Origin of the sequence: Ruegeria sp. HKCCA0235A (genome assembly GCF_013033235.1) — a bacterium.
Lineage (GTDB): Bacteria > Pseudomonadota > Alphaproteobacteria > Rhodobacterales > Rhodobacteraceae > Ruegeria.
On the sequence record NZ_WQDQ01000007.1, the window covers coordinates 165,018 to 177,449 of the forward strand.

Below are 12,432 nucleotides of genomic sequence, written 5' to 3' on the forward strand. Positions count from 1 at the left end.
CCTCAGTTCGCGAAGCCGGTGAACCGGCGCACGGGCTGACCGTCTGTCAGCACAGCACCGCCAGCCACAACAACTTCGTCACCGTCAGACAAGCCCTTCAACACCCGAACATCGCCCGACTGCGTGGGTTCGATTGTCACCGGAACGCGGCGGACCGTGCCTTCATCCGCGCCAGCGGGAGAGAACACCATGACGCTCAGCTCACCTGTTGCATCCGCGATGACGGCCGTCGCTGGCACGATGATGCCTGTGCGCTCGTCCTGGACCTTTACGTTGACTGTGACGGACGAGCCGGGAAGAATTTGCAGCCCCTCGGGCGGGGTCAGGCCGAACTGAATGCGGAAGGTCTGCCCGACGCTGGAAGTTTCAGCGTCGAATTCCCGGATTTCCAGCGGGAAGACTTCGTCACTTACGGGGAATTTGGCGGTGATGGTGATGTCGTCGTTCTGGCCCGAGCGTTGAAACAGGATCTCGGGCACATCCACCTCGATGCGCAATTCGGACATGTCGTGGATGCGGACGATCGGCGTGCCGGCCGATACGGTGGTGAAAGCCTCGACCGCGCGGCTGGAGACCAGCGCGTCAAATGGTGCGGTCAAAGTCGCGTGTTCCAGTTCGTATTCGGCATCGCGCAGTGCGATCGCGGCCAGTTGCGCTTCGGTCTCTGCGTCATCGACCGCCACCTGGCTGGCCGTGGTGCCCCGCAAACGCGACAGGCGTGCGACGGTTCGGTCGGCCTGTTCCTTTTGCAGCTGCGCCCGTTCGAGCCGCAGTTCGAACGGCTCCTGATCCAGTCGCGCAATCAGGCCGCCTTTGGGGATGACAAACCCTTCGTTGACCGGCATTTCGACGATCTGACCGGCGACCTGAAAGGCAAGATCGACCGTCTGCCGCGCTGCAACACGACCGAAGAACTGGCGGGTGAAGCCGGGCGTTGTTTCGCGCACCTGCATCAGCTTGACCGGTTTCGGAGTATCTTGAGCGGCAATCGGAGTTGCCAGAACGGCCAGTGCAAGGCCCAGAGAGGTCAGGAGTTTCATTTCTTCAGTCCCTCGGGAATTCCCGTTTTCAAAACGTTGTCACGGATTTTGCGCGCCAGTCGCGCGAATTCGGCTGTTTCTTCGTCGTTCAGGCCCGAGGCCCTGTGAAACAGGTCTCCGGCCTCGGCCACCAGCATGTTGCGGGCTTCTTCACCACGCTCGGTCAGCACCAGCAACCAGGCGCGGCGGTCTTCCGGGTCACGCTCGCGCGTGAGATAGCCGGCTTTTTCCAGCGAATCCGCGGTGGCGGTGATTGTGGACGGTACACTCAGCATATCCGCAGCCAGAACCCCCATGCGTTTCGGCTGATCCAGCTTGATCAGCATATGGCATTCGGGGTGGCTCAGGTCGGTTTCGATGCTGTCGAATGTCTCTTCCAGTTTCCAGTACAGGGCATATACCCCCATGATCGCCTGAATCTCGGGGCTGAGGCGGCCAAGCCTGGTGCTGATATCGTCGGGCATCGGGGATCTCCGCGCGTTTGGAGGGGTCATATACTTCAGTTTCTGAACTATTCAAGATATGAAGCTACGGCTTTGCGCACATTCCCTTAGGTCAACATACCTTGATCAAATCACACCATGATTGCATTTTGGGCAAATCCGAAACATTCAGGGCTCGCCATGTATACCCCCGCCATCACCGGTACCGGTGTCTTTACGCCTCAGAACGTCATCACCAATGCCGAGCTTGTCGAAGCATTCAACGCTTATGCCGACAAACAGAACGCCAAGAATGCCGAAGCCATCGCCGCCGGACAGATGGAGCCGATGCAGCATTCATCGGAAGAGTTCATCGTCAAGGCATCGGGGATCGAAAACCGCTACGTGATGGACAAGAGCGGCGTGCTGGACCCGGACGTGATGCATCCACTGCTGCGGCAGCGCAGCGATGATGAACCCGGCATCATGACCGAAATGGCGGTGGATGCCTGCAACAAGGCGCTGGCACAGGCGGGGCGCACGGCGGCGGATGTTGATCTGGTAATCTGCGCGGCTTCGAACCACGAGCGCGCCTATCCGGCGATTGCGATCGAAATCCAGCAGGAACTGGGGATCAACGGGTTCGGCTTTGACATGAACGTCGCCTGTTCGTCAGCCACGTTCGGCATTCAGGCCGCGGCGGACATGGTGCGGTCGGGATCGGTGCGGGCGGCGTTGGTGGTGAACCCCGAAATCTGCTCGGGCCATCTGGAGTGGCGCGACCGCGATTGCCATTTCATCTTTGGCGATGTGGCGACGGCAACTCTGATCGAACGGATCGAAGATGCACAAGGGCCGCATTTCGAAATCCTATCGACACGCTGCGCCACTGCGTTTTCCAACAATATCCGCAACAACAACGGCTTTCTGCGCCGCTCGCGCCCTGATGGGCTGACTGACCGGCGCGACATGCAGTTCATGCAGAACGGTCGGAAAGTATTCAAGGAAGTACTGCCGATGGTCAGCAAACATATCAGCGACCACATGAATGCCGAAGGAGTTGGGAACTCTGATCTGAAACGCCTGTGGCTGCATCAGGCCAACAAGACGATGAATGACTTCATCGGCAAGAAGGTTCTGGGCCGCGAACCCGAACCGGGCGAGCAACCAAACATCCTTCAGGATTATGCCAACACGTCATCTGCGGGGTCGATCATCGCGTTTTCGAAGTATTCCGACGACTTGCAGGAAGGGGATCTTGGCCTGATCTGTTCCTTCGGCGCCGGGTATTCCGTTGGGTCGGTGATCGTGAAGCGCCACGCCTGATGGCCGGTTCTGTCCGGCCTAGCGTGCCGCCGTCACTTTGAAGACCTGGAATGCCGCATCTTCCGTAGTTTGTACCCGCGTGAGGTAGCCAAGGATTTCACCTGCAACCAAGTGCGATTGCAAACCACGACCCTGTGAGGCCCAGGACCAGAATTCGGCACGCGGTGCGGACGTGCAGAGCATGACGTAATCCACGTCCAGCTCGGTCAGACGTGATCCGACCTGGTCGGCGTCCGATCGGAACAGTTCGATCTGCGCCAGAATTCCAGCCTGATTCCGGTGATAATTGCCCGCCAGAACGGAATGGTCGGTATGGCGCAGCACGTTTGCGGCAAAGTCGAAATCAACAAGGACCCTGCCGGCTGGAAGATCACGCAGGGCCGCATAGGCTTCGGGCGTTTTGCAGGATGCCCCCGAACTCTGCTGTGACTGTCGGGCCGGCATCGCGGATGCGGCAAGGGACGGCCCGGCAAAACGCCCCAGCTGCTCATCGATGCTGGCGCCGGTTTTCGGCGAGATGCAGAGGATGAAAGCAACCATCGCAAACCCTGACAACGCGCGGCGACGGCTTGCATAAGAGCTGTACAGGACACGCAGGATCTGCGCCTGGACAGCCACCAGCGAAACACCTAGGAATGTCATCATTCTGGACTGATAGAGGAACACCACCAGGCCGGTCACGATCAGAGCCAGAAACAGGGCGTATTCCAGTCTGAAAGGCGATCTGACTGCAAAGATCAGGGCGGCTGCCATGCACAGGATCGACATCGCGATCAGGGCCAGCGCTTCGCCCCGGTGCAGTTGCAGAATGACGTTGATTTTCTGGGCTTCCGCCACCTGGCTCAGCCAATAGTCGCGCATGTCCTGTGGCAGGGCTTCGATCGGGTTGCTGAGACAATGCGGGGCGAAGCCGTAAGCGCAGGCCAATGTCACCATACCAACCGCAACGCATGCGCCGATGCGACCCCAAAGTGACCAGCTAGACCCGATCCATGCCGCAATGCAAAGCCCTGCCGCGGCAACGCTCGCCGGCAATGCCACGCTGAGAGTCAGGGCGTCACAACTTGGAAACAGAAAGGCCTCGTGTCCCGTTGTTGCAAGGCTGGTCAGCACAAGCGTCACGACCAGCCCGATACCAAACGCCATGGTCCGGCGACGGGTCGGTTCGCCGTTTACGATCCAGTCAATGGTAAAAAACACGGCGACAAGTGCGATCTGCAATATCGATTCGGTGCCTATCGACACCGAAAGCGCCAGGCAGGCACCCAGCAGCCATCCGGCATATGGTTTGTCCCTGCGCAAAGCAAACAGCATCAGGGCCGTGACGAACAGAAGAATCTGAGCATTGTGGTGATCAAACGAAAAATAGTCGAACTTCCGCGAGTGTTCGAGCGCCAACACACCCACAACCAGCGCCGAAACAGCGCCTTCCCGCGCGCCCAAAACGCTGCCCGTCACCGCAAAGGCCCACAAGGTCAGACCCGCCAAAAGTGAGGGCCAGACGAATGCCGTCACCTGAAGGGCCATATCGGGCGGCAAAACCAACCCGAATGTTCCGTAGAGCAAAGCAATCGGCGCGTCGATCAATCGAGACCAATGCATCAGCGTACCGCCCTCGGGGCCCAGCCGATACTGATGGCTGTCGAACCAGCCCTGCCCCTGCAACAGATCCTGCACGACCACCCAGCGCATCACGTCGTCAGAGCCTTCCTGATGACCACTCAGGGCCAGTAACACCAGAAGTGCCGCATAGGCGCATACAAAAAAACGCAGAACCACCCGGTCTGCGAAAATACTGTATGTTCCCTGCGATTTCTGCATGGTCCACTGCCCTTGACGTTCTTGCCCGCGACGGACCTTACAGGACAGACGTGACTGAATTGAGGCAACAGGCACAGTCAGCGATTGTGTCTTTTCGAGCATGAAAAGAGGTAGGCCGCACAGGCGAAAACTGGCCAGTCACGGGTGCAACGGTTCCCGACCCCGGCTAGCTGACGCTTTCTTCTTCCAGATGCAGCTTCATCTCGATCAGAACCTGTTGCAGCAAACTGGTTTCTTTCAGCAGCCGTTTGGCTTCGTTGACGGTGATGATTCCGTCTTCGATTGCGGCCTGATACTCGGTCATCAACATCGCAAACCGCTGGCTGAGCGCAATGACATCCGAATTGACACCACCGGTGCGGGGGGTAGAGGTGTTGCGGTCGCTATAGGACAAAGTGATGTTCTTTAGGTCCGCCAAAGCCGACGTCACATGCGGATACGTCGCCGCGTTTTCAAGGCGGGCCACCGCGTCCACAGGCATGAACCGGTCCTCGTGTTCAGCATTGTCGGAATAGTATCGCCCCAAAGTGGCCTTGGATTTCCCTGTAATTTCACACGCGGCTTCGATTCCAACATCCTTGACCAGCGCTTCTGTGTGTTTTTTCAGATAGGCCCCGATATCTGCCATTGTTTTACCTTTGTTACCTGCAAACGCCTGCCCGATGTCCAAACGGGGGAAAGCGTGGGTAAATTTCCCATAACCAAGTCATAATTGAAATGTCATACATTGGCTATCCCTCAGATATGCGGGGGATTTTGTGAGTGAGTGGCGGCAGTTCAAGCCGGTAATGAGTGATTGCAGGGTGATATTGTTAAACCTTGCTGCGTTTTGGCCACATGTTGGCCGACGGCGTCGCTGTTGCAGATGTGGGGGTTCCATCCCCTAGAGCGTAGCTCGGCCTCTGCGAACGCAACGGCGACGTCGCTCCATCAAAACGATTGATATCTTGTTCCTTTTCCCCAAGCGTTTTAGACCCGCGTCATGGCAAAGCTGTACTTCAACTATTCAACCATGAACGCGGGGAAATCGACCGTGTTGCTGCAAGCCTCGCACAACTATCGCGAGCGCGGGATGCAGACCTACCTGATGACTGCGGCCATTGACGGAAGGGCGGGTGCCGGACGGATCGCATCACGCATCGGTATCTCGGAGGAGGCCGATACCTTTACGCCCGGCGACGATGTCTTTGCGATGATCCGAAATCGTTTGAACGAAGGTCCCGTAACCTGCGTGTTCATCGATGAGGCCCAGTTCCTGTCCGAAGCGCAGGTCTGGCAATTGGCGCGCGCCGTCGACGATCTGGACGTACCGGTGCTGGCCTACGGGCTGCGGGTGGATTTTCAGGGCAAGCTGTTTCCCGGATCAGCCGCGCTGCTGGCCCTGGCCGATGAGATGCGTGAAGTCCGCACCATATGCAAATGCGGACGCAAGGCCACGATGGTGATACGTCAGGACGAAAACGGCAACGCCATCACCGAAGGCGCCCAGGTGCAAATCGGTGGCAACGAGACCTATGTTTCGCTTTGCCGCAAACACTGGCGCGAGGCGGTGGGCGACTAGACCGGGTTGGGCAACGCCTCGCCCGCCACAAAGGCCGCCACGTTATCCAGTGCCATGTGCCCCATGCTGCTGCGTACCTCTTCGGTGGCCGTGCCCAGATGGGGCAGCAGGGTGACGTTTTCCATTTCACAAAGGGCCCGGGGCACTTTGGGTTCAAACTCGTAGACATCCAGTCCGGCCCCGGCAATCTGACCCGATTGCAGCGCCGCGATAAGGGCCGCTTCGTCCACGACCTCGCCTCGCGCGATATTGACCAGAATGGCCGAAGGATTCATCGCCTGAAGAACCTGCGCGTCGATCAGGTGTCGTGTTTCGGCACCGCCGGGAACGGCGAGCACAAGGAAATCGACCGACGCGGCGAGTGATTCAAGGTCAGGTATGAACTCGGCCGGAAAGTCCAGTTGCTTGGCGCTGCGGGATTGATAGGCAACCTGCATTTCGAAACCGAAATGGCACCGGCGCGCGATGGCCTGCCCGATACGGCCCATCCCGACGATACCGACGCGTTTGCCCGTTACATGATGACCCAGCATCTGCGTGGGATGCCAGCCTTGCCATTGGCCCGCGCGGACCAGCCGTTCGCCTTCGCCCGCGCGTCGGGCCGTGCTCAACAACAGGGTCATGGCGATATCCGCCGTGGCGTCAGTGACTGCGCCGGGCGTGTTGGTCACCTCGACCGAGGCTGCGCGCGCGGCCTCGACATCGATGTGATTGTAGCCGACGCCGAAATTGGCCAGAAGCTTGCACCGAGGCGCGCCTGCATCCGCAAATATCCGAGCCGAAAACTGATCACCCAGCGTGGGCACGACCACGTCGAAATCCGTCAGCGCCGACAGCATTTCCTGCCGCGACATGGGCGCCGTATTGTCTCGAATCTTCACGTCAAACGCGTCGCGGGCGCGGGCCTCGACTGCCGGCGTCATCGGGCGTGTGATCAACAGTTTCATCAATGCATCCGCCCGCCTGTCGGAACTCGGCCGTCGGGACCGATCAGAACAATCTCGCCGTTTTCATCGGGCAGACCCAGCACCAGAACTTCGGACATGAATCTGCCGATCTGGCGAGGGGGGAAATTGACCACGGCCATGACCTGTTTGCCCACCAAGGTCGACGGATCATAGTGCGCGGTGATCTGGGCCGACGTCTTGCGCTCGCCGATCTCATCACCAAAGTCGATCCACATCTTGATCGCGGGTTTGCGGGCTTCGGGATAGGGTTCGGCGCGTATCACCTCGCCCACGCGGATATCGACCTTGAGAAAATCGTCGAAAGAAATCTCACTCACGTGACAGCTCCTTGGATCGGTCGGTTGCGGCCTTGACGGCGCGGTGCAGCAAGTCAGGGAAGCCGCGTTCTTCATGCATCAGCACCTCAAGCGCGGCCTGGGTCGTGCCGTTCGGCGATGTTACATTGATCCGCAGTTGAGACGGATCCTCGTCAGCGGCCATCGCCAGTGCGCCGGCCCCGGCCACCGTCGATTTGGCCAGTTTCATCGCAAGGTCATGCGGCAAGCCCTGCGCCTCGCCGGCTTTGGCAAGCGTTTCAATCAGATGGAACACATAGGCAGGACCGGATCCGCTGAGGCCAGTGACCGCATCCATCTGCGCCTCATCTTCAAGACGAACCGTCTCACCCACCGCCGACAGCAGATTTTCGGCCAGAGCCAGATCCTCGGCCGAGGCGTGGCTGTTGCCGATCAGCGCGGTGATGCCCTGACGGATGGCGGCGGGGGTGTTGGGCATGGCGCGAATGATCGGCGTATCGCTGCCCAGAACGGATTCGAACGTGGCAATCGAGGTGCCCGCCGCGACCGAAACAAACAGCGTGCTGCCACCGCCCAGCGCCTGAATGGCAGGCAAGGCCTCGCCCATCATCTGCGGCTTGACCGCGACCAACACCACGGCAGGGGCTTCGGGCAAGGGTGTGTTGATGTTGACGCCCTGCGCCTTCAGCCAGTCGGACGGGTGCGGATCGATCACCCAAACGGACGCTGGCGGGAGGCCGTGTTCCAGCCATCCCGCCAGCATTGCGGACCCCATCTTTCCGCACCCCAGAAGCACAAGCCCCTGTTCGGCCACACGCGTCATGTCCATTTGCCCCTCCCGAGTTACATGTCGGTTCGGGGCAAAGCTTTACGCCCGGCCGTAGGCCTCTGCAATGGCCACTTGCATGGCTTCTTCTGGCTCTCGATTGCCCCAGGTGACCAGTTGAATCGCCGGATAGTACCGTTCCGCGCTCATGACGGCAGCGGTGATCATCGTATCGATCTGTTCGGCGCTGGCTGTCTGCCCCCCGGCAAGGACCAACCCGTACCGGTACACCATCAGCTTCTGGTTCGCCCAATAGGTAAAGGCACCTGCCCAGCACTGATCATTCATCTTGTTGAGCAGCTCATAGAGCTGCATTTCCCGCTCGGCCGGTGGTTCCATTTCGAACGAACACACCATCCGCAGCGTTTCGTCATAGTTGGACCAGGCCAGAGTGATTGAATAGGTCCGCCACTGGCCTTCGACAGCCATGGCGATCTGATCGTCCCCAATGCGGTCAAAATCCCAGTCGTGATGTTCGGCCAGATGTTCAACAATGTCGATCGGATGAATGTCTTCTTCGAGATACTGCTCGGAAAGGGCCATAATGCCACCTCACTAATCTCTAGCATTTTGGGGCTGGCAGCGCCCCAGCGCTAGTTGCCTGCTCTACAAACCGGGCTTCCCCCATAGGCCTGTACTAAATATGGTGCGATGTGGCGTAGGTTCTGGCAACCCTATTTGTTGGGGATAACAGCAATAAGTTGTGGACAGAAGGCAACGGGGATCAAAATATTGGCTGCCAGGTCAGCTTTGTCTTGATTAAATCCCGCAATGCGTCAGAATGCACGGCACCGCACAATCCCGATCGGATTGCGCGGCGTCAGAGTTTGTCCAAAACTGTGAAATCAGGGAACGCCCGCGGCGTTACTTGTCCAGTTTCGCCTCGAGCGCGGCAATGCGGGCTTCGAGTGCGGCGTTATCTTCGCGCGCTTTCTGGGCCATGGCGCGGACGGCGTCGAATTCTTCGCGGGTGACGAAATCACGGTCGGCCAGCCAGCGGTCGATCATCGACTTCATCGCGTTCTCGGCCTCTTCCCGCGCGCCCTGCGCGACACCCATGGCGTTGGTCATCAGCTGGGACATGTCGTCCAGTATCTTGTTGCGGGTTTGCATATCACTACTCCGGTATCGCGGTTGATCTCTATATGGGGAAAGAATGCCGCAGGCTCAAGGTTGACTTGCCCTGCAAACCCCGGGCAATGAGACGCACATGCAGGCTGTTCTGAATTTCCCCGATCTGTCGCCCGAATTGTTCTCGATCTCGCTGTTCGGGATGGAGTTCGCGTTGAGGTGGTATGCGCTGGCCTATATCGCGGGCATCCTGATTGCGTGGCGGCTGGCAGTCGTGGCGTTGCGCCGCCCTGCCCTGTGGCCTGCGGACGGCCCGCCGATGAAACCGAACCAACTGGAGGATCTGGTCACCTGGATCATTCTGGGCGTGATCTTGGGCGGGCGGCTTGGCTTCGTGCTGTTTTACCAACCCGGCTATTACCTGTCGTATCCGCTTGAGATCGTGAAGGTCTGGCAAGGCGGCATGGCGTTTCATGGGGGGCTGCTGGGCGTGATCCTAGCCTCGTACCTGTTTGCCCGCCGCCATCAGATCCCCGCCCTGTCGCTGGGCGACCTGGTTGCCTACACCGTGCCACCCGGCCTGCTGTTGGGGCGGCTTGCCAATTTCGTCAATGCCGAGCTGTGGGGCCGCCCGAGCGAGCTGCCCTGGGCCGTCATCTTTCCCGGTTTTGCCGCGCAGGACTGCCCCGGCGTGGTTGCGGGAATGTGCGCCCGGCACCCCTCGCAGCTGTACGAAGCGGCGCTGGAAGGCGTGTTGCTGGGTGCGTTGTTGCTGTGGCTGGTCTATCGCCGGGGGGCCTTTCAGAAACCCGGCCTGATCATGGGCACGTTTCTGGCCGGTTACGGCGCATCGCGCTTTATTGTTGAATTCTTCCGCCAGCCGGATGCGCAGTTCGTGTCGCCCGGCAATCCGCTGGGGCTTGCATGGCATGTGGGCGGATATGGCCTGACCATGGGCCAGATCCTGTCATTGCCCATGATCGCGCTTGGCCTGTGGTTTGTCTTTCGCGCAGGGCGGGCAAAATGAGCCTGACCGATCACCTGATCGCCCGCATCCGACAGGATGGACCGATGAGCGTGGCCGACTACATGGCCGAATGCCTTCTGCATCCCACGCTGGGCTATTATACAACGCGCAATCCGCTGGGGGCTGCCGGGGATTTCACCACGGCACCGGAAATCAGCCAGATGTTTGGCGAACTGATCGGGCTGTGCCTTGCGCAATGCTGGATGGATCAGGGCCGTCCCGCGCCATTCACCCTGTGCGAATTGGGGCCCGGGCGCGGCACTCTGATGAGCGATATATTGCGTGCCACCCGAACCGTGCAGGGATTTCACGATGCTGCCCGGATTGTGCTGGTCGAGGCCTCGCCTGCCCTGAGGCAGGTGCAGGCGGACACCCTGAAGGATTACACACCGAACTGGGCCGACAGTGTCGCAGAGTTGCCGGACCAGCCACTGCTGCTGGCGGCGAACGAGTTCTTCGACGCGCTGCCTGTCCGGCAGTTCCTGCGCGACGGTGACGGCTGGAGTGAACGCCTGGTCGGCGAGCGCGACGGCGAATTGCTGTTTGGGCGAGGGCCCAACGGGCCGCAGGTGGCGCTGGCGGACAGGCTTTCGGACACCAAGGATGGTGATCTGGTCGAGCTATGCGCCGCAGCGATCCCCATTCTGACCGTGATTGCCGGTCGGATCGCCAGCCACGGAGGTGCCGCGCTGATTGTCGATTATGGCGACTGGCATTCGTTGGGTGATACGCTGCAAGCCCTGCAAAACCACGAGCCCGCCGATCCGCTGGCGTCACCCGGTCAGGCCGACCTGACGGCACATGTGGATTTTGAGCCACTGGCCATTGCGACCCGCGCTTGTGGAGCCAGGCACACACGCCTGACACCGCAGGGCGTGTTTCTGGAACGGCTTGGCATAACCGCCCGGGCACAGGCTTTGTCCCGGTCGCTGAGCGGTTCCGGGCTGGATGCCCTGGCTGCCGCGCATCGCCGGTTGACGCATCCGGCCGAAATGGGAAATCTGTTCAAGGTGATGGGCCTCTATCCGGCCTATGCTGCACCACCGCCGGGATTAGAGCCATGACACTGGAAATTCTGACTTCGGACTTGCTTTCCCCATTTCGGCACGGGTTCTTCACCCGTCGCGGCGGGGCGTCCTCTGGTATCTTCGACGGGTTGAATTGCGGTTATGGATCGTCAGATCAAACCGAAATTGTCGCGCTGAACCGCCGGCGGGTTGCCGATGCGATGGGCGTCGCGCCCGAGGCGATGATCGGCGTGCATCAAGTTCATTCCCCAACAGTTCTGACGGTTGAACAGCCTCTGGAAGGTGAAAAACCGCGCGCGGACGCGGTCGTGACGGCGACACCCGGTCTGGCGCTGACGATTCTGACGGCAGATTGTCAGCCAGTTCTGTTTGCCGATCCCGCGGCCAATGTGATCGGAGCAGCCCATGCGGGCTGGCGCGGCGCGCTTGACGGTGTGCTGGAGGCGACGCTGGACGCCATGGAAGCGCTTGGCGCAACACGCCGGAATGTCAACGCCGTCATCGGCCCCAGCATTTCGCAACGCGCCTACGAGGTGGGCCCCGAGTTTCTGGACGCATTTATCGCCGATTCTCCAGACAACACCCGGTTCTTTGCAAACGGACAGGATGACCGGCTGCAATTCGACCTGCCCGCCTTTGGCTTGCACCGATTGCGGCAGGCCGGTGTCGGGCAGGCGGAATGGACCCGGCACTGCACATATTCCGACCCGGACCGGTTCTATTCCTACCGCCGCACAACACATGCAAACGAGGCCGATTACGGGCGGTTGATCTCGGTCATAAGATTGTGATTTTGGCCCAGATTTAGGCGTCGCGCCACTTTTCCGCCACATTTGTTGTGTTTACCGGACTCAGAATCGTAACGAGTTTTGCCAGCTATCAGATGGTCTTCTGACGTCCTTGTTTCGGACGCTGGCGTGTTGAGTGGAAGGATGGACCGACTATAAATTTCTTGTCTGCAAAACATCCCGGATAAGCCTTATCCATGCCGCAAACGTGCGTCATAAAAGGTTCATAACGGATGCGGGAAACAAACCCGTTCAGAG

Annotated in this window: 14 protein-coding genes; 5 read left to right on the forward strand and 9 right to left on the reverse strand. The window is 59.6% G+C overall.

The window, feature by feature from the left end; all coding sequences use genetic code 11:
• Positions 1–2 precede the first annotated feature (2 nt).
• The gene (locus GOW56_RS13760; RefSeq protein WP_171206247.1) at positions 3–1,040 is read right to left on the reverse strand and encodes an efflux RND transporter periplasmic adaptor subunit; all 1,038 of its coding nucleotides are present in this window, start codon (positions 1,038–1,040) and stop codon (positions 3–5) included.
• The gene (locus tag GOW56_RS13765) at positions 1,037–1,504 is read right to left on the reverse strand and encodes a MarR family winged helix-turn-helix transcriptional regulator (protein ID WP_152458966.1); all 468 of its coding nucleotides are present in this window, start codon (positions 1,502–1,504) and stop codon (positions 1,037–1,039) included. Before GOW56_RS13765 ends, GOW56_RS13760 begins: the two co-directional genes overlap by 4 nt.
• Before the next feature lie 159 nt (positions 1,505–1,663).
• Here GOW56_RS13765 and GOW56_RS13770 point away from each other — a divergent pair, with 159 nt between their 5' ends.
• The gene (locus tag GOW56_RS13770) at positions 1,664–2,788 is read left to right on the forward strand and encodes a beta-ketoacyl-ACP synthase III (protein WP_171206248.1); all 1,125 of its coding nucleotides are present in this window, start codon (positions 1,664–1,666) and stop codon (positions 2,786–2,788) included.
• An 18-nt stretch (positions 2,789–2,806) separates the two neighbouring features.
• Here GOW56_RS13770 and GOW56_RS13775 read toward each other — a convergent pair whose 3' ends face one another.
• Positions 2,807–4,609, reverse strand: a complete 1,803-nt coding sequence (locus GOW56_RS13775) for a hypothetical protein (RefSeq protein ID WP_171206249.1) — start codon at positions 4,607–4,609, stop codon at positions 2,807–2,809.
• Between the two features lie 166 nt (positions 4,610–4,775).
• The gene (locus GOW56_RS13780; protein WP_152458969.1) at positions 4,776–5,237 is read right to left on the reverse strand and encodes a hypothetical protein; all 462 of its coding nucleotides are present in this window, start codon (positions 5,235–5,237) and stop codon (positions 4,776–4,778) included.
• Between the two features lie 354 nt (positions 5,238–5,591).
• Here GOW56_RS13780 and GOW56_RS13785 point away from each other — a divergent pair, with 354 nt between their 5' ends.
• Positions 5,592–6,170: a thymidine kinase gene (locus GOW56_RS13785; protein WP_171206250.1), complete on the forward strand. Its 579-nt coding sequence runs from the start codon at positions 5,592–5,594 to the stop codon at positions 6,168–6,170.
• On the opposite strand, the gene GOW56_RS13790 is transcribed toward GOW56_RS13785, so the two are convergent.
• The 5 genes from GOW56_RS13790 to GOW56_RS13810 form a co-directional block, all read right to left on the reverse strand.
• Positions 6,167–7,117, reverse strand: a complete 951-nt coding sequence (locus GOW56_RS13790; RefSeq protein WP_171206251.1) for a D-glycerate dehydrogenase — start codon at positions 7,115–7,117, stop codon at positions 6,167–6,169. The two genes, GOW56_RS13785 and GOW56_RS13790, sit on opposite strands and share 4 nt — an antisense overlap.
• Positions 7,117–7,455 carry a tRNA-binding protein gene (locus GOW56_RS13795; protein ID WP_117867910.1) on the reverse strand — a complete coding sequence of 113 codons (339 nt, stop codon included), beginning with the start codon at positions 7,453–7,455 and terminating at the stop codon, positions 7,117–7,119. Before GOW56_RS13795 ends, GOW56_RS13790 begins: the two co-directional genes overlap by 1 nt.
• On the reverse strand, positions 7,448–8,263 hold the full coding sequence (gene proC / locus GOW56_RS13800; RefSeq protein ID WP_171118754.1) for a pyrroline-5-carboxylate reductase: 816 nt from the start codon (positions 8,261–8,263) through the stop codon (positions 7,448–7,450). The genes GOW56_RS13795 and proC overlap by 8 nt, the downstream gene beginning before the upstream one ends.
• Before the next feature lie 39 nt (positions 8,264–8,302).
• The gene (locus GOW56_RS13805; protein WP_152458973.1) at positions 8,303–8,803 is read right to left on the reverse strand and encodes a YbjN domain-containing protein; all 501 of its coding nucleotides are present in this window, start codon (positions 8,801–8,803) and stop codon (positions 8,303–8,305) included.
• A 321-nt stretch (positions 8,804–9,124) separates the two neighbouring features.
• Positions 9,125–9,373 (reverse strand): accessory factor UbiK family protein, encoded by a 249-nt coding sequence (locus GOW56_RS13810; protein ID WP_171206252.1) that lies wholly within the window; start codon positions 9,371–9,373, stop codon positions 9,125–9,127.
• A 97-nt stretch (positions 9,374–9,470) separates the two neighbouring features.
• Between GOW56_RS13810 and lgt the strand changes: the two genes are divergently transcribed.
• Genes lgt through pgeF form a run of 3 tightly spaced genes read left to right on the forward strand, consistent with a single transcriptional unit; the run spans position 9,471 to position 12,177 of the window.
• Positions 9,471–10,358, forward strand: a complete 888-nt coding sequence (lgt, locus tag GOW56_RS13815; protein WP_171206253.1) for a prolipoprotein diacylglyceryl transferase — start codon at positions 9,471–9,473, stop codon at positions 10,356–10,358.
• Positions 10,355–11,422, forward strand: coding sequence for a class I SAM-dependent methyltransferase (locus GOW56_RS13820; protein WP_171206254.1), 1,068 nt, complete (start codon positions 10,355–10,357; stop codon positions 11,420–11,422). The genes lgt and GOW56_RS13820 overlap by 4 nt, the downstream gene beginning before the upstream one ends.
• Positions 11,419–12,177: a peptidoglycan editing factor PgeF gene (gene pgeF / locus GOW56_RS13825; RefSeq protein ID WP_171168904.1), complete on the forward strand. Its 759-nt coding sequence runs from the start codon at positions 11,419–11,421 to the stop codon at positions 12,175–12,177. The genes GOW56_RS13820 and pgeF overlap by 4 nt, the downstream gene beginning before the upstream one ends.
• Positions 12,178–12,432: the final 255 nt, after the last annotated feature.